A 19,280-nucleotide genomic window follows, 5' to 3' on the forward strand; every position below is an offset into this window, starting at 1 on the left:
ATTACAGCGGACATCTAGAACCTAAGATACCAGTTATTTCAGCGCTCTCCGGTTTTACCACATATACTAAATCCGGAGTAAACTTTGCGAACCTTATCCAAATGATTCCACGGCCAATGAATCTATCAATTACATATTCACTTTGAGCAAAAATTTTTAAATTATCTGTCGTGGCAAGCATACCATTACTCAAATAAATGAAACTTCCTACTTTGGGTTCAGGGGTACTTAAAGTTACCTGTGTCTTCCAGGCGTAACCGCTTGTTCCAAAACAAATATCCCTCTCCCAATCGTCATCTTTAGCCAAACAATTGACGTCTAAAAACCCCTTCCATTCACCGGATTGAAAATCAATAACTTCTGACCATTCTGAAATTTCATTCTGAGAACAATATTTTCTTATTCTTATGTATAAAAGCTTATTATCCGGAATCTTTGCCACATTCATATTAACCTTTTCAGGCGAAATATAACCAAAGCCACTCATTGAATAGATAATATTTTCAAATTGAGGGTCTGTTGCTATCTGATATTCTAATGTAACAAGGTTTGCGTTATCTGGTGAATAGTGTATTATGATCTGGCCATCCTTTTCCACAACGATTTTACCAATGGTTGGAGTTTTACAGGATGAAGAGGTGCACTTTCCTATTTGAAAAGCACTTGTGCTTTGGGTACTGACACCCCCTACTTCTAATTTTACAGTGAGATCATAAGTACCCGGCGTTTGAATATCGGGAAGACTTACCATATCATTGTTACCAGGCACCGGTAATATCTTATGTTCCACAGCCTGGCTTCCCGGTTCCTGGAGCTGGTAGTATGCAGTTGCCTTTTCTATGGGCAAGGAAGATGTATAATCTATTCTAAATGAAATCTTACATTGTGCTTCTGCCATTATATTATGTTTTTATTGTTGTTTTTATATTTTTTATTGGTATTAAGGGATGATCAGACACTTTTCTATAGCTGAGATCACCCCTTACAGCATCTCCATCCGGAAGACTTTACATATATTGTAATTACCGGATACAGACTTGTGATTATTTGTCCACAACTATAGCCACCTCGTCGAAATCAAATGCGTCACTGTCAGCATCAAAAACGATAAACCGCAATTGATAAGTATCATAAGTTAAATTGGAAATCTTTACATTAGGTTTATTTGGTTCAAAAGTGAGCAGAGCCTGAGTAGAGCCGCTTATCTGAAGCCATGAGTAAGTAAGGTTTTTAGCCCCTTCACCTACTCCTGCTAATTCAAAAGATGAGCCATTAGACAGACTGAAATATTGATCTTTTCCTGCATCCGCTTTAATAGCAGGTAGAGCAATTTCACAGCAGTTCACTCCTCGTGAGAAGTCAATATCTTTTATGACAACTGTCGGGACTGTGGGAGGTTTATACCAATTGTTTATAGTGATGGTTTGAGTACATATGCCGTTACTTGCAACTATATCGATCGCTGGATTTCCTTTTGGGTCCAGATTTTTCAATTTGTAACTCATTTTTCCATCTGTTCCGGGTTTCAGTAGATCTGTACTGCCATTCACACTGTAAGTATAAGTGGTAAAGCCTGGCCCGGAAACTATAAAGTTTACTGTTGCCTGCGTTGGATCACCGTTTGGAAAGTCAACAGATTGAATCCCTACAGTAACCGCAGGCTGCGTAATAACCTTAATACTGCACACAGTTGACTTACTGTCTACAGTAAAGTTAATGATCTTATTATGTAAACTTTCATCTACTTTTTGCGGATTAAAGACATATTTTCCATTGACTATTTCTACCCCATTACCGATATCAGCTTCTACAATTCCACCTGCAGGCGATACTGTAAAAGGAATGGAAGGAGATGTCGAACAAATAATATTTTTTGGCAAACTTAACTGAACCGGAGCATCATGCCAATCTCTTACTGCAATATCCTGAGTACATCCGCTGCCGTTCACTTTCACCTTTATTGTCGGAATTCTTGTTGGTACCAGATTATAGTACGTATAATTAACATTTCCATCTTCATCCGGCTTCAGAGGTATAAAGCTTCCATTATCCCAGAAATCCCAGCTATAGGTATAGTCTTTAAAGTGTTCACCGGTGACAAGCATATTTACTGTCGTTGCTACTGAGCCTTTTTCAGGATAGAAGACATGATCAACCTTTATTTCTACTTCCGGTTGTGTAATAACTTTAATACTGCAATTAGTAGGTTTTCCATTTACAGTAAAGGAGATTTCCTTACCACGTAAACTTTGATGTACGTTTTTCGGATTAAAGAAATATTGTCCGTTGGTTATTTCCACACCTCCATTTAAATCTGCATTGACATTCGCTTTAACTTCTCCATTCACTGGGATTACGGTGAAAGGTACAGGATGGGCTTCAGTACAAATAACAGTACTTGGTAAGCTTAATTTTACTTCAGTTTTTGGGGTACAGCATATATACGGAAGTGAAAAATCGGCAATCACTGCTGTATATTTTCCTATATTGGCATAAACCATTACAAAGGTACCTCCACGTTCAACTCCACCTTTATGCTCCAATCCGGGATTCTTTTCTACATATTCATTGAAATAAGCTTTTGACAAGTCTTTGTTATTTACTAATTTATCTAACGACAAAAGCATAATATCAAATCCCAGCTGCTGTTGATCTCTGATTTGCCTGATCTGATCAAACGCAGACTGATAATTCATTCCCTGGTGCCCTTCTATATTATAAAAGGAATTTTTATCTATATCAAAATTTAAAGGTTCTTTTATGTGAGCTTCTGATGACAGCAGGCCTGTATCATATCCCAGATTATCTTTAAATGAGCGGTTACTTGTTTTATCAAAATTCCATAATTTCAGGAAGTTATCGTAAATCTTATAGTAAAAAGGGATTGCTTTATTGCTAAGAGGGTTTAATTTTTGTGACGGAATGATTTTAATCCCCGGTTTAATTTCAGCCCCCGTTCCAATTTCAATTTCAATATCATCCGAATACTTAAAATTTGCTGCCTGCTGAACAAACCGCTCGATTAGTACTTTCACTCTTTGTGTTGCTTTGTCATCATCCAGAACAGGGGAATTGTAAAACTGATGTCTCGAAAAATCCAACTGTCTGCCTGGAGTTAGTTTCCCAAGCATGATGTGTTTCGGAAAAGAAGGTAAATCAGGAAGATCCTTTGTAAATGCTTTAGGAAGCAATTTTATAATTTCAGAATAGGTATCTGCCAGGTCCTTTACAACATCATAAGCATACTGAAACCCTGATTGCTGGGAAAGAAACTTATCTATTGTATTTTTGAAAGCCGGATAGTAAGCTGTTGAAGTTCCCATTATCCGGGAAATGGCTTCTATTTTTTTAAAAAGAGGTTCACCATACCCGTATTTATCCAATGCATTGATATATAAATCTCTTAAATTGGAGACAGAAAATTGTTTTTCACTGTTATTATTTAAGATAAGCCGTTCTACAATGACACGTTCCTGCCTTGCCGGCTTCAAAATATCATCAATAAACAAAGGATGACGCTGCATAAGGTCTTTTCTGACAGGCTGAGTTACACCAGGTATAGAAATAAGGTCTTCACCGATCATATTGGAAATTCCTTTTGCGGTGGTAACCAACACTTTCAGATTTCGAATTTGCTGAACGCCGTGATTATCACAATCAACACCTCTACAAGGTTTAACATCTCTCTCATAATCTTCTAAATACAGTAACAGGTATTTATCTTCTACATTTGAAAGATTACTAACAGGCTGAAAGTCAGAACTGGCATCCTGATCTGTTGCCAATTCCCATAGATCAATCTGGTGGATATCCTTATCATAAAAGGCAGGATAATTTACTTTGAAGTTATCATAGACTTTAAAATGAGTGTAGTCTTTGTTTTCTATGTTAATGGTTTTCAAATCACTTATATACAACTCCTTACTCACTTCACTTGTATTGCTCAGAGTAAGCAGATCACCGTCCGTTGTTATAGCTGTTCCCTGAGAAAGCTGTATACTGTTCAGCAGCTTATTGTTATAAATAAGTTTTGGTTTAAAACCACAGACAATACCCACTCCCTGCAGCATGACTCTGGACAAACGGTCCTGGTCTTCAAAAAAATCCAGAAACTCGTTGAAATGAGTATATTCTATGTATTGCCCTTTACTGAATTTACGGTATTGGACTGCTATATTACTTAATTGATTATTCATTATTGTTAATTTTTTAATGATTCATTAAGGTTATTTAATAGACTCCACAGACGGTATTTCCGCCTATGGAGTTATTATTAAATTATTTCTCCTTTCTGGAATTATTTTCTTGTTTCACCTGTACAAGGGTTAATTGATAAGAAATTATTCTGCGGATAACCGTCATAAATCGGAACTTTACTATCAGCAAGGAATATCTGGGTCCAGGCAACTCCTGTATGGCAACGGGTTAATGCACATTCAAGAGAGAAGGAGATAAATCCGTCCGGTGATTTGTCTGCGATCTGCTGAGCTTCATCTTTATTAATGATAATTTCACTCGCTCTATCTGGTCCTCTATAGGTATCTTTATCATACCCTGCAGGATAGTTCTTCTTATCATTACTTTCGTAGGTATTGCTTAAGAAAACATTTCCATTCGGGCTACCGCCTATGATAATTCCGTTTCCTTTCAGATTAAATGTAGCTTCATTACAAGTGTGATTTCCCTGTTTTGCATCTATATACTGAATAAGTACCCTCATCCCTGTTAAACAAGCAATGGTAGTTTGTCCTACTAATTTTAATGGTTTTAATCTGTAGACTGTGCTACATCCGTTAGCGTTTGTTACTGTAAGTGTCGGATTGAAAGTATCTTCCTGCCCGGCAATCAGTTTGTACACGTGGGTTTTCAGATTTGCCGGTGCTTCGTTCTGAACAATCTGGCTTCCGTCATTGAAGTCCCATGTAAACGTAAGTCCTGCAAAGTTTCCAACTACATTAAATTCAACTGATGCATTCGGATTTGTTGTATTTGGATTTGTCGTAGGTTTCTCATAAGTTACCTTACCTGACGCTACGGATGTAATTTCCGGATTTTCATAGACAATCATCTGGGGCTCCACAGCATCATCATTAACGGTAAATTTAATGGCCTGATTCAGATAGGTTGAAGCTACCAGGCCAGGATTGAAGAAGCTCTGACCTGCGGTTTGTGTAATTGCCGGAATCTGAACACCATTCACAAATGCTTTCACCTCCCCGTTTTCAGGAACCACTGTCATCGCAACCGGAGCGTCTTTCTGACACAGTCTGCTGTCTGGTAACACCAGGAATACAGGTTCTTTCTTAGAACAGCACAAGTAAGGCAATGAGAAGTCTGCAAGAACCTGGTTATCTGTTTCATTATTGTAAATTAAAACAAAAGTTCCTCCCGGTTCTACCCCAGCCACATGCTCCAAGCCTGATTTTCGCTCTAAAAAGTCACTTAAAATTTCGCTTACCACATCTCCTTTTTTAGGATCTTGTTTTACTACAGTAACACCGTCTGATGATCCTTCTTTTGAGAATTCAGCCTGGTTCAGTAATTTTAATTTATCATCCAGCCTAGAGATGTTCAGTAAAGTATTTTGTGTACCGCCTTTCTGATTGCTGATATCACTGGAAATTGCAGTCAATTGTTTTCTGAGGTCTTCTATGGATACCGTTTTTTCTTTGGCAGGTGTTTCGCCTTCGGATTTTCCGTCTTTATTCAGGACCAGCGCAATCACATCAAAAGCTAATCCGTATTGTGCTTTTAGATCATTGATATTTTGCAGAGCTGTTTTGTAAGGTTGTCCTAAGTGTCCTTCAATTCTATAAAAATCGTTGTTATCAATGTTATAATTCAATGGATTCTGAACATAGTCTTCGCTTGCCAGATTAATGGTATGGTAGCTTAGATTATACGTTTCTCTGTCCGTTTTTGTTTTTTCAAAGTTCCATTGAGTCAATAATGGTTTGTCTACATTATAGTAGTAAGGTATTGCTTTATCACCCAATCTCACATAAAGATTGGAAGGAGTAATTTTAACAGCTCCGGTGTAGGATTGAAATCCGTTAATTTTTTGAATGAAACGATTAGCAAGCATTACAACTCTTTCGTAGTTTTCATCATCCGTGGTATTGATGGGTGAATTATAAAAACCGTGACGATAAGGCATATATTTTCCTAATTCGGATACCGCTCCCACATGGCCCAGCAAAAGGTGTTTAGGGAAAGAAGCTATATCCGGGCAACACTCCGCGTTAAGATGCAGGATCAATCCTTTTATTTCATTGTATGTATCAATTAAATCCTTCAGTAAGTCATACCTATATTGATAATCGGCAAGGATTCTGGATGTAGGAGCCAATAAAGACTTTAATCTATCTAAGAGTGTTTCTCCCCCCAGATTAATGCTTACCTTAAAAGTATCTGCAATAGCGCTAAAGCCATCGCTTAGCTGCGCAAAAGTACTGGTAGCATTTTGAAATCTGGATCTTAATTCTGTTGCTGTTTTAACGGCAGGGTCCAGAATAACTCTTTTAGCCTCTATTTTGGGTAAATGATCAAACAGTTCTTCATAAGCATTATGAGCCTTATAGATCGTATCTTTGGCATCACCTTTTGTCATCAGCCCTGATACAGATGCTGAATCTGCCAAGAGTACTTTAAGATTAGAAACCTGCTCTGCTCCGGTATTGTCACAGTCAGCATCCTGACACGGCGTCTCTTCATTGGAGTAGCTTTCCAGATACAGAATCATCACTTTATCATATATGCTGCCGATTTCTTTTGTATGTTTAAAATCTGCAACGTAAGCACCCTTGTCTTTTAACTGAGTATACTGCGCTTGTGTAACCAGTTCTAAAAGAGGAATTTGCTGCCCTCCGATACGGAAATGCTCATATCCTACTTCATCAGTATAATTTCTAAAATATTTATAGGTAGCAGCATTGAAGTTTACAGTAGTCTCCAATGGCTTAACACTTGGCTGGCGAAGCGTTATTAAGTCTCCGTCTGTGGTAACTCCGGCACCTTGTGTAATAATGATAGTATTAAGTTCAAATTCCAGATCTCCGGTGCCAGGTTTTTTTGTCTCAGCCTGAGGCTGCAAGACCAAATCCGTGTACGTGGATTGAAAACCACACGCTACTCCCACTCCACTCAAACGGGTTCTCGAAAGTCTGTCCTGGTCTTCGAAATAGTCTAAAAATTCGTTTAATTGCCCTTCTGTTAACGCTTGGTTTTCGTTGAACTTTCTATATTGGGTTGTTATATTCTCTAATTTAGCATTCATTGTTTTTCAATTTTTATAAGTTTGATTGTCCTAATATGATTTTTCCATCCAGGCTATCATTGTCATTCATTTCACAGTCCAGAAGTCTTCCCGGTCGGTAGATATTATTCAGATGGGTAAGAGCCGTCAATAGATCCATAATGCTGCTTCCAAGATTGACAATATTGTTTTTTGATTTATCTGAAAGGTATTTTTTAAAAGCAACTTCAAATTCAGCCAAATCGTTCTGAGCGGTTTGTTTTTCACTCAGCCTATCACCCACCCAGCAGATTTTTGCTAAAACATGGGCTGGAATTTCCTGTCTGATAACGGTTTCGGCATAACGTCTGAAATCAGGATCCTGGAAGCGATAAGCAAATCCGGGAAGAACAACGCTTACACGGTAAGAGTAAGGATCAAAAACATCTATTTCGCAGCCTTCTTCACAGGATGACATGAAGGCTTCAGAATATTTTATCGGATTTACAGTAGAATTACTTTCTTCCAGATCATACATTACTTTAAAAGTATTTTCTATCGACATGCATCCAATGCCCCCCATGAGTTTATAATCTTTAGTGGTTGGCTTCAGTAATAAATGCTCTACAAGGAAAATACCTTCTTCTGTAAAATCATATTTAAAATACTTCACAATATCCCTGATTCCATCTTTCATTTCTCCCAGTGACAGATAAGGATTCGTTTTTTTGTGGGTGGCAATCACGTTTTGCTGATCGGTATCATCTACAATTTCAAAATAGAAGTTCCCTCCCAATGAAACACGGATCTTTATATTTCCGATAAAGCAAAAATTTTCATTACATTCTTTTAGCATTTTTAAAGTATCCTGGGGTTTTTTCTCATCCAGTTTCTTTAATGCATTTTCAAGGTCTTCCTCATCTATCTGAATAGTCTGATATACGGCTTCATTTAAATTTTTGGTTGCAGCATACTCAATTTTATAGGTGTTTACAGAGGATAACATAATATTACCAATCCCGTCTTTTATCTTCCATGAGTAGATATCTTTATCATCACTATCTTTTGTTTTAATGATGGAGACCGGCGATTGGGATAGATTCCTCTGGGTATAATCTTTAATTCCCAGCAAACGGGCAATTCTCTTCTGTGCTCCGGAAATATTACGGGTATTCCACAGATCTGAATCCGAAAACAAAGTGTAATTATACCCCATCCCTCTGTCTTTACTTAATGAGGTATATTCTTTCAGAAAGTTTTCTTTGTTTCTTAAGACAATTTCATCGGTAGATTTTCCATACAATGACTTCATCAGGAACGTATAGTCGCTGAATGTTTCTGCAAAACGTGAGATCAGGTGGTCCAGAACTTCATTCCGGCGTTCTACACTGTTATCCAGCTCTTCATATAGTGAATCTGTAAGATTGTCATCACTTTCTGTATCATATCTGGAAACCAATTCATCAAAACCTTTAATATTTTTAAGAGCTTGTGTAAAAAAGGTTCTTTTTAAGTGACCATTCACGCTTAATACTTCTTTTACTTTTTCAAGATGCTTGAAATAACCGGCAAGGATCTGATCGAAAAACAATAAATACCCTTTTAATTGTTTTGCCAGAGCTTCTCTTTCGGGAGTTACATTTCCTATGATACCTGACATTCCAACTCCATAAGTATCCGGAAATTCATTTAAAATAGTAGCATAGTTGGCGATATCATATGACGTTCCCTGAGGCAGAATCAATTCTTTATTTTGTTTGGCATCTTCCCTAAGTACATCTTCTTCTCTTTGAAGAGTTAATAAGTAATCCTGAACTTTTTTCTCATTGATATTTAGCGGAAGGGAACCTTTACTGTAGCTGAATGAGCTTAGCTCACACAATTCCGGTTTTCTGCCTTTTTCAATGCAGATCAGCCAATCATTATTTTGTTTGATTACACTGTCACAACCTGCAATGGAAATTTCATGAATTTCTTTGATACCATCAATTTTCATGATTTCACTGACGATATCAGAAAGGCGGACTTCTCTTCTTAACTGACTGTTTTCAAGTTCTTTAGTATCAATAAAACCATTATCTAAAAGTGGCCCTTCAAAAATCTGATCTGTAGTCAACCCTTTTTCGAGCATTTGCTTCAGTGAGTAGAAATGAACCTCCGGAGATAAATAGTTATTGACCGCTTTTAGTACTTTGGCGTGTATCAATTCTTCATCAGCTTTGTTTACCAGACCAATACGGGCACATACAGCGACTTTTTGGGTTTCAACTTCTTTAATTTCAGCTAAATCTTCACAAAGGCTTCTATTGGCATGGTAACGGTCTAATATTTTAATATTGATGTTAGATTTTTCGCACCCGGTACCTTCGGTATTAATATTCTCGGCATAATCTACATACAGATCATACAGCCCTTTCACGGTAAAGCTTTGTGTCTTGTCTCCAATAGGTTTAAAGTCTAATTTTCCGGTTTTACAATCAACGTACAACGCTTCATTTTTAGGAACTAACCAACAGTTACGGATAGGTCTTTTATGACCAGCCACCATATTGATATCTATAAATAATTTTCTATAGTCAAGTTCGGTCAAAGGTCTTGAAGGCAGAATTTCTGTAGCCTTTAAAAACTGGGTATGAATATCATTCTCTTTCTCGGTAGAAGCCAGAATATCCTCCATGTTCAGGTTTATTCTCATACCAAGATCTGTTATGGCATAGCTTAAAACTTCTAAAGTGGTAATACCCGGATCATGAGAGTTGTAATCGGTCCATAGCTTTCCTCCTAACTTCTCTATGTATTCAATACCTGTTTTGCGTAGAAAGTGAAAATCTGTCTGATCCTCAGTCTCTATTTTTTTTGATATACTAATATGTTTGTTTTCTGACATGATTATGTTTTCTTCTTATTTATTATTAAATACATACTTGATCTGTAATGGTAACTTTATGCTGTTTAGCAGAAACTAAAATCGATTTCGGGTCTACTTCAATTAAGGATTGTCTTTGTAAAACATTATTCACCAATATTTTAATCTCATCGATATAATCCACATAATACAGCTGCTCAAGGTAGTTAATCATATGATTTACATTAAGTTCCACATTAAAATCAATATCTTTAGAGTCTGTAAAAGCCCATGGCGATATGTATTTTTTAATATCTTCGTCTAATTGTCTGGTATAGAATGTTTCATCATACTGTTCAAAGAATTTGACCTTTATTTCTACTTTTGCTTCTTTATAGTTCGGATTAATTACCTGCGCTTTAACATGCATCGTATTTAATTCATTCACATAATTTTGAATTTTATTCAGGCTCGCTCTGCTTACTCTGGGCTGATAGATGTCAAAAGCATTTTTATCTTTAATATTCGGTACTACCATCAGGGTTATATGCCCTGGAGCCATGTATGAATTTTCAGAAGTATGATTGAGACATTTTACCTTAAAAACTTCCGGAAATTCCTGCAATACCAACTGCTCATAATCCCATTGGGTAATCGCTCTGTGCTTATGTCTTAATCTTTCACTCACACGTCTGTAAAACTCAGGATCGGATTCTTTATATTTCCCGTCAAACGAATTATAAGGCTGATGGACCGACTTCACCTGTGGAACCCTGGTAATCAGTTTTGCAATGGTCTCGGCTTCCAAACCATTATTTAAATGCGAAAGATCATTATCCTGATTTTGGAATGTCGCTAAAACAGCCTGAGTATAAATTCCCTGAATTTTACATACCGCATCATAGCTTCTTCTTGATTTGGCTCTGATCCAAACTAGTCCGTCTGTAAACCTTGTGTTACTTGTGCTGATATCTTTAGGAATTTTAAACTTTACAATACCGGATTCTAAAAATTTCCTGGATTCGTTTTTCAACAAATTGTCAGACAGATCAATCCATGTATTTTTTGAAAGAATGCTCCATTCGATAAATTCTTTTTCTGCGAACGTTTTCGCTAAAGGGTTTTCACTTCCCTCCAGCATTTGAATCAGTAAAGAAACTGTTGCCTGAGGCATTGCTTCCAGTCCGATGTATAGTTCGCCTCCATTTTGATGTGCCGGAACAATGCTTTTTGTATCAACTTCTTTTTCATACTGTCCGAATGCATCTTCATGATACACTTCTACTCCTTTGCTTTTTGATGCTTCCCCATTAATATCTTTGCTGAGGTAAGAATATGCGCTTTCTCTTGCGCTGTAATTCAGTTCAATATCTTCAGCAAAAGGAATATACGGTTCATTCGGAACGGGCTTTCTGGCTGCCGGATCACTAGATAATGCCAATGTGTACAATTTAGGATAAACATCCTGTAAAGACGACTGGTTCAGCGTTAATCTGATCGCTTCACTCGTTCCCGATTCATTACTCGAATTATAGATAGAAAATTGAGTTTTGTAGTCGTTTTCTACTTTTTTGAACAACTCAATAGCTCTGTCTTTCTCAGACCAAACTTCTTTTTCCAGTAATGCAGTATCTGCTCTGAAATAAGCGTCAGAACGGACAATAGATGAATTTTTTAATCCTTCAAATTCTTTTACGCTGATATTCTGATTTGGTTGAATGACATAAGCGTTGTACAAATCTGTAATTGAATCTGGTGTATTTTTCCAGTTGATGGTAATGTCAGCATTCAGCCATTTTTTGGAAAACATTTCAGGACATTTAATGTAAAAATTAGATCCTTTAACAGGTTGTGCCGTGAATGGATAATATGGTTTTTCAGCATTTAAAGTATTATTATCATTTTCTATCTGAACCGATTTTATTCCTTTTACATCAACTGCTATGTCAATGTTTTTTACCAGTTTTTCTGAAAGAGCTTCATAAATATCGTAGTATTTGTCACCTTCGATTATCAACCTTACAACAGGAAAATTGGTTTGAAACTTTTCTCCATGTACTTTCTTATCATACTTTACAACTGCAGGGAAATCTTTGGGTAATGTGAAAGAAAGTTCTAATTGACTCTCTATGTTTTGGATACATTTTAAACCGACTCCTAAAAACCATCCTTGTTCTCCACTACAAAGCACTTTGATATTGTTTTGAATAACTTCATCTGAAATACCTTCCAGTCTTTGCGTAGAATTTTTTTCAAAATCAATTTTAAAATTGATTGTTCGTTCTCCTTCTTTCAAATCAAACAATGATGAAGCTACCGAAAATCCCAGTTTTGCTTTCGGAAGTTCTTTGTAAATAGATTTATCTGAGATTGTTTCGTCAGAATTATATCCAAACGGCCACCAATAACTACTGTCTTCCGGCAGTTTATCTCCCAGACCGTCAGCAGAGTTGGCTATAGGGGCCATTTTCAGTTCTCTCTTTTCAACATCGTTTAAAAAACTTTTAATCTCAACTACTTTTGCCTGATTGGCAACAAGCTCTTCGTTTGTTTTGTAAACCCTTTTTTTGCCGTTAATATCTTTACCTCCATCCAGTAATGTACCGTCCGGAATTCTTTCCTGAATTGCTTTTTTCGCCAATTCAAAAATCACATAGGTTTTATCTGACTTAGCATCATTTTTCTCAATCTGAAGTATTTCATTATAATAGAAATCCAAATGTCTTTTCGTCAGGTTATTGAAGGCCTTTTTTGAGAAGTCTAATAATTTTAAAAAGCAAACAAATAAGGTCAGATGGGGGGTCAGACTGCTATCCTGTTCAAACTGGGACATAAGATCTGTAACCTGTTTTTTCATACTTTTATACTCAACGCTTTCTCTGCGCGGGATCGCTTTGGTATCATCACCCAGGAAGAAGTTTCCCCAATTTCCTTGTGGTTTTGTATTATTATCTTTATTAAAATAGTTTACACGGTTAGCAAAATTATTTGCGAATAATAGCCAATCAAACAAATCGAAATCGTGTAATTCAAGATTACCAGGATCTAGTTCTGCTAAAAAGCGCTGCATTTGTGATTTTCCTTCACGATAATGTGAAAATGTATCTGTTTTTTTCATTTGTTTATATTTATCTTTCTATGGTCAGATGCAATACTCATGTAATGTTTGGTAGTATTCAAAATGGCTACAGACATCCCGTCATTCATTATATTTCAGTAGCTTCTCCTTTATAAAAAGGAAAAACAATATTGCTTCTTGTGTTCGTATTTCTTACTTCGTAGTCAATTTGTATCAAAACTTCTCCCTCAAGTTCATCCTGGGTATCAATATCAATACTTAAAATGTTTATTCTGGGCTCATGATATAAAATAGCACGTTCAATGATCCCTGTCATCTGGGTGATCAGCGTTAAGTCCAGAGGTTTAAAGAGCATTTCCTGCAGGTCACATCCGTAGTTAGGGAACATGACACGTTCACCAGGACGTGTTGATAACAAAATAAGAAGACTATTATTGATGTCTTCTACATCAGTGGTCATTGCCAGTTTTCCTTCAGTCTCATTAAACTCAGGCGGGAAGCTCCAGCCTATTCCTAAAAAATCTGTATTTATTTTCATACGTTATTTATTATATATAATTGTAACATCTTGCATCTGTAACATAGAGTTTCAGTTATTTTAACAGTCTTGTTATTGATGTTTTACATTTTTACTTTCAGACAGATAATATGTATTGAGAGGTTCAAAACCTTATCTTTATATTATCCCCCTATTAAAACAGTAGCTTCACCTGCGGTTATCACACCTCCATGCGCTGTAGAATCGCCCATTCTTGCAGCGGGTTTTCCGCCTATCATGACACTTGAAGATCCTGATGCAATGGTATCCAAAGGTCCTGTGCATACTGCTTTGTCTCCCACTCTGGCTGCAGGCTTCCCCCCGATAAGTACAGTAGGTTCTCCTGCAGGTATTATAGGGCCTCCAACATGTGGAACAGTTCCCGTCACCATAGGACAGGTATGCATATCTGTAATTCTTGCTGCGGGTTTCATGATTAATTGATTTTAACTTGGGACCCTTTCACTACTGTTACTGCTCCCGATTTAAGTTCAGAGCCCGAACTTCCTTCTGCTTTTAGCTGGGCGCTTGCCTTTACATTGATATTGGTTCCTTCCAGATTAATATCTCCTTTTGCTTTGATCTTGATGTCTTTACCACTTTCCATACTGATACCCTCTTTATTAAGCGTAAGAATATTGGAATGGTCATCTTTAATGGTAATAACATCAGCATCTTCATCTACAATGATTTTTTTGCCTTTTGGTGTTTCAAGGGTGTATGAAATTTTATCATCATTGAAGATCATTTTCATTTCGCTTCGGGTTACAAATCCCTTTTCATTATTATCATCAGAAGCTACAATAGGAGCCGGTTTTGCACTGCTGTTTAACATTCCCAGCACAACTGCGTCATTGGGATCATCATTAATAAATCCGATGATTACCTCATCTCCGATTTCCGGTCTGAAAAATGAACCTCTGTTTTCTCCTGCATCAAGGGTGGCAACCCGTGCCCAAATGCCCTCCTCTTCGTTGTTAATGATTGGAATTTGTACTAAAATTCTGTCTTCGCCATCCGGATCAGATTCCAATTGTGATACAACACCAATATGTAATCCGCTAATTGCAGGAATAATTCCTGAACCAGGCATTTCGCTTATATCATAAGTTTCTGAGAACCATGTGGGAGAAAGTCCGAATTGTGCGTCAACCAACCAATTTCCTTCGGCTATTTCGTGACGAACACCTGTTATGTATATTTTTCCGTTAAATCGGTTTCCTACTCCCTGTAGTGCTAATGAAACTCCCGGTTTAACGGATGGAATGCCCTGAAATTTTACTCTTCCTCTTGTTTTTGCTAACTGTTGGAAAGTTGCTTTTGCATCGCTCCATTCCTGCAGTTCACCCTGAGTAAGATTTCCACCATGTTTAAGTTGTAAATCTTCAATTCCAAAAACGTCTGCTAAATCTCCCGATGAAAGATTCCCATTGAGATTAATTGCCGGGTCCTGAGCTTCAACTTCTGTCAGTTCCTGGTCGGTATAACTCCATGTTTTGGCAATAATTTTACTGAATTGATCTCTTGCATCAATCTCTCCGTCAAATTCGTGTACAGATGATCCGTAAACAACGGTTTCTACCTCTTTTCCGCTAAAATCAGGTTTAGCAACTTTGATGGTTCCATCTTCAACAAAACACAATTTACCATTGGCCTGTGCTCTGGTTAACATAAAATCCCAATCCGACGCTTGGTACTGAACCAGTTCTTTATGTGAATTTGAAGAGGCTTCTACATCAGCAGTAAGCCCGCTGTTACCAATAAGCTCTTCAATGATATCACTGTCTTTACTTTCGTAGAAATATTTGCTTTTCCTTCCTAAAGTCATTTTCACAGCCTTATCTCTGCATTCTACGATGAGATAAGATGCTCCACTTCTGATTTTAATGTTATGCTTTACAACAACTCCTTTAAAAATGGTTTCTTCTTCAGAATGGTATCCGGCAGTGATCTCAATTTCTTTTCCGGGAATTAACAGCTCTTCATTGCTTAATTTAAAGTCTTGTTCCGGCACACTTCCGTCTAAAATTACGATGCGGGCATAAGGAATTCTGTTGACTTCTTTTTCCACCACAATGTTTTTCACACCATATTTACCTGGCAGTTCTTTACCTCCGGACATCACTTTAAAAGTTATTAAATCCGGGTTTTTCGCTGTTTTTATGTATCCGCTATTATTCATATTATGAAACTTTTTCTATAGGCGGAAAGAACAGATCCTGTCCTGGTGTTAACTGTCTAAAATTGATGATTCCATTTACTTTAGCGACTTCCAGATAGTATTTGGAGTCTCCATAAATTCTTTCGGTCATTAAGGGTAATGTATCTCCATCCTGTACTGTTCTTTTGTGGGTAAGGTCTGGAGAATTTTTTTTCACCGTTTTTGCAGCAAGTTCATTGCTGATTGCCCCAACGAAAGTTGCTTTTCCGATCGCTCTTAATGGAGTCCCATTATTATTGAATAATTTATAATCTATTGTAAATTCATTAAGAATTCCTTTAAATTCAAATTTTCCCCAAATAACAATGACATTATGTGGTTTATGAATTGTACCATCATACGCCCCAGTCGCTTCATAAAATTTATACAATTGGTCTGTTACTGCTTCTTTTTCAAATAATTTCCCTTTAATTTTATTGATAAGCTTATTACCAGGATTAGATTCTGTTACTCCCGTACCATCAAATAAAAATTCCAATTGTAAAGACGGCGGACCGGCCTTAACAAATTTTGGATCGGATGCTGTTGCTCCATTTTCTTGCTCGCTATTGAAATCATTCCTACGTGTAAAAGAAAATCCCGTTGGATTAATAAGAGGTACAAAAGCATCACTACTAATTATTCTTCCATAGGTAGAATCCTCATATGTTCCTATAGTTACTTTTTTTATTTCTCCTGCCATTATCTTTCTTTTTTACGTTGTTCTATATTGACTACCTGCTCTACACTTTCGCTGATTGTCCGCATGATTTGCGCTTCATCTACCGATGTGGCAGTTGTGGTTGCTGCTGCTTTTTCGTCCACATTTATTTTAATGTGAAGTTCTTTTATTTCTATTGGCATTTCGTTTGTTTTTAATTATTTATTAATACGTAAAAAACTTAAAACCAACTGTTTAACGTATTTATTTAAAAAAATCTAAGCACATAAGGAGTGTGTTCAGTCTTGTTATAGACCAATCTTTTTCCTTTTATCTGAAAAATTTTGCTGAATGTTATCTTTAAACTAACACACCAGTATGTGCTTAGATTTGATTTAGAAATTACAAGCCTAAGCTTGCTAACGATGAGGGTATTGTGAAATATCTGTATTTCAGTTCTATGGTTTCTATAGCAAGTTTGCTTTCTTCTGCGTTGAATTCTGAAACTTCCCATTTTACAGGATAAGCCCCAACTACATTCCATACCATTAAAGGTGCTGTAGACTGAAGTCCTCCTGAAAGGGTAATGATGAGGTTTCTGGGTTCAAATTCGAAGTTTTCCATAGCGTTTCTACACCAGCTTATCAATCCGGAACTTACGATTAATCCACGCTTAAGAACTAAATTTGGATATTTTGGCCGCAAAGGAAGCTGATGGCTAAATCTGTTTTCACCTCCTTCGGCGTATTCTTCAGTTGTAATTTCTGTTGATAAACCAGATACAGACTGAAATCTGGAGTCAATACCCTCTGTTGTTGAAATCCCATTAACAATAAAAGAGAAACTAGTTGGAGGATATAAAAGAGCCATGATTAGTTATTTTCAATAGTTAATCCTTCATGTGCAAGTTCCAGGGTTTCAATAGCCACCTCATTACCTTCAGCTTTAAGATCTGTAGATTGTAATTTAAGAGGGAATGCATTTTTTACTTTCCAGGTCACTGCAGGCTCTCCGTTCTCATCTAAAAGCGAAATTGTAATGGTTCTGCGCTCTACGGTATTAAGCTGATTAGTTTGAAACCAGTTAAAAAACTCATTGTCCTTTTTGAAAGTTCCCCTCTTTAAAGTGATGTTACTGAAAACTTTCAGGCCGGGCATTTTGATTTTACTAAAGTCAGGACTCGCTCCGTGTCTGTATTCAATTAAACCGGCTTCAACGTTTAAACCGCTTACTTCCTGGAAACCTACTTTTGTTCCGCCCCAATCTACTTCAAAGGCAAACTTTACTAATGGATATGTACTCATAATGTATTTATATTTTTGTTGTTATTTAAGTTATTTTATGCTTCCTGTAATTTGTGTGAAAAACGAAGCACAATAAATTCAGCCGGACGTACGGCTGCCATTCCGATCTCGATGTTCATTCTTCCTTCTAAAATATCCTGAGCGGACATTGTTTTGTTCAGACCAACACTTACGTAATAAGCTTCTTCCGGTTTGCTCCCTGCCAATGCTCCGTCTCTCCACTGCTGATCAAGGAAATTCTCGATCATGGTCTGTACACGAACCCATGTATTGGCTGTATTCGGCTCAAATACGAAACGTTCTGTCGCTTTTTTCACAGATTCTTCTACCATACTGAAGAAACGACGTACGGATACATATCTCCATTCATTGCTGTTTCCGTCCAGCGTTCTTGCTCCCCAAACCAATGTCCCTTTTCCTGTGAAAGTTCTGATTGCGTTAATTGATTTTCCAGCAGCTGGATCCACATTCAGTTTATCCTGATCTTCATGAGAGATTTTTACAGTTGGAGCTACTACATAGTTAAGACCTACATTAGCTGGTGCTTTAAATACTCCCGCAGTACTGTCTACCTTAGCGTAAACTCCCGCCATTGCTGATGATGGTGCCAATACTACTCGTTTAGATTCAATCAGTTTTTTAGCTCTGTTATACAAATCTGAATCGCTCTTTTTTAAATCAGATAAATAGGTAGCATCTTCATTTCTTAAAGTAAAATCTGATTGAGGGCTGCTGATTTCAACCTCCTTCTCATCAAAATTATAGCTTAAGATTGTTTCTAGTTTTGGGTAATAAGCTGCACCATATTTTAAACGCTCACCGCTTGGCCCAGCGTCTACACCTTCTCTAAAATTAACAACTGCTCTAAAATCAGCACCTGTAGTAGAATCATCACCTACAACATCCATGATCACAAATCTGTCTTTCATAAGTTCAGCATGATCTAAAGCAGATTCATAAAAACTATAGATATTCGCATCCAAACCTTCAGCATCCGGGAAAACAATAAGGGTTGGTTCGTCTTCTTTTTCCAGAGTCGCAAGACCTTTTTCCAATTCAGCTAATTCTACTTTAGTTGGAAAACCTACTGTTTTTACTCCTACAGAAACGATATAACATGGTCCGCCGCCATTGGCAAAATACATTTGCATCGCATAATACATTTTGAAAGGACTTAGAGCGACCTCAGTTTCAAGAGAATTACCATTGATGTTAATCTTGAAAGCTTCAGGCAATGCTTCTCCAAAAATTGTTTTATATTCCAACATAGAAGAGATTCTTGTTGGTTCATTTCTAGGCCCTTTATCTGTGTACCCAACAAAAGCTGGGATAGCCGTTTCTACTTGTGCTACTGATGGTGGGAATGTTGCAATTTCCTCAACGTAGACTCCTGGTGTTTTGTAACTCATTTTTTTAAAA

General features: G+C 37.1%; 13 protein-coding genes. All 13 read right to left on the reverse strand.

Annotated features, from left to right (window positions below; all coding sequences use genetic code 11):
* Window position 1 precedes the first annotated feature (1 nt).
* The 13 genes from AC27VX_RS21980 to AC27VX_RS22040 all read right to left on the reverse strand — a co-directional run bounded on the left by AC27VX_RS21980 (window position 2) and on the right by AC27VX_RS22040 (window position 19,270).
* Window positions 2-898 carry a hypothetical protein gene (locus tag AC27VX_RS21980; protein WP_488697988.1) on the reverse strand — a complete coding sequence of 299 codons (897 nt, stop codon included), beginning with the start codon at window positions 896-898 and terminating at the stop codon, window positions 2-4.
* Between the two features lie 145 nt (window positions 899-1,043).
* On the reverse strand, window positions 1,044-4,196 hold the full coding sequence (locus AC27VX_RS21985) for a hypothetical protein (RefSeq protein WP_488697990.1): 3,153 nt from the start codon (window positions 4,194-4,196) through the stop codon (window positions 1,044-1,046).
* Between the two features lie 101 nt (window positions 4,197-4,297).
* Window positions 4,298-7,276 (reverse strand): hypothetical protein, encoded by a 2,979-nt coding sequence (locus tag AC27VX_RS21990; protein WP_488697992.1) that lies wholly within the window; start codon window positions 7,274-7,276, stop codon window positions 4,298-4,300.
* 13 nt (window positions 7,277-7,289) lie between these two features.
* On the reverse strand, window positions 7,290-10,121 hold the full coding sequence (locus AC27VX_RS21995; RefSeq protein ID WP_488697994.1) for a hypothetical protein: 2,832 nt from the start codon (window positions 10,119-10,121) through the stop codon (window positions 7,290-7,292).
* Between the two features lie 25 nt (window positions 10,122-10,146).
* Entirely contained in the window at window positions 10,147-13,197 is a 3,051-nt protein-coding gene (locus AC27VX_RS22000; RefSeq protein ID WP_488697996.1) for a baseplate J/gp47 family protein, read from the reverse strand.
* Window positions 13,198-13,285: 88 nt separating this feature from the next.
* Window positions 13,286-13,696, reverse strand: a complete 411-nt coding sequence (locus tag AC27VX_RS22005; protein ID WP_236855155.1) for a GPW/gp25 family protein — start codon at window positions 13,694-13,696, stop codon at window positions 13,286-13,288.
* 143 nt (window positions 13,697-13,839) lie between these two features.
* Window positions 13,840-14,130 carry a PAAR domain-containing protein gene (locus AC27VX_RS22010; RefSeq protein WP_236855156.1) on the reverse strand — a complete coding sequence of 97 codons (291 nt, stop codon included), beginning with the start codon at window positions 14,128-14,130 and terminating at the stop codon, window positions 13,840-13,842.
* A 2-nt stretch (window positions 14,131-14,132) separates the two neighbouring features.
* On the reverse strand, window positions 14,133-15,878 hold the full coding sequence (gene vgrG / locus AC27VX_RS22015; protein ID WP_488697999.1) for a type VI secretion system tip protein VgrG: 1,746 nt from the start codon (window positions 15,876-15,878) through the stop codon (window positions 14,133-14,135).
* A 1-nt stretch (window position 15,879) separates the two neighbouring features.
* Window positions 15,880-16,599: a CIS tube protein gene (locus AC27VX_RS22020; protein ID WP_236855158.1), complete on the reverse strand. Its 720-nt coding sequence runs from the start codon at window positions 16,597-16,599 to the stop codon at window positions 15,880-15,882.
* Window positions 16,599-16,760, reverse strand: a complete 162-nt coding sequence (locus AC27VX_RS22025; protein ID WP_488698001.1) for a DUF5908 family protein — start codon at window positions 16,758-16,760, stop codon at window positions 16,599-16,601. The genes AC27VX_RS22020 and AC27VX_RS22025 overlap by 1 nt, the downstream gene beginning before the upstream one ends.
* Window positions 16,761-16,959: 199 nt before the next feature.
* Complete coding sequence (locus AC27VX_RS22030; RefSeq protein ID WP_236855160.1) at window positions 16,960-17,427, reverse strand: phage tail protein; 468 nt, start codon at window positions 17,425-17,427, stop codon at window positions 16,960-16,962.
* Window positions 17,428-17,429: 2 nt separating this feature from the next.
* A complete protein-coding gene (locus AC27VX_RS22035) occupies window positions 17,430-17,861 on the reverse strand; it encodes a phage tail protein (protein ID WP_488698004.1) in 432 nt (143 codons plus the stop codon).
* A 35-nt stretch (window positions 17,862-17,896) separates the two neighbouring features.
* The gene (locus tag AC27VX_RS22040; protein ID WP_488698006.1) at window positions 17,897-19,270 is read right to left on the reverse strand and encodes a phage tail sheath family protein; all 1,374 of its coding nucleotides are present in this window, start codon (window positions 19,268-19,270) and stop codon (window positions 17,897-17,899) included.
* Window positions 19,271-19,280: the final 10 nt, after the last annotated feature.

It is taken from the genome of Chryseobacterium sp. 14P4.3.2, from assembly GCF_057799275.1.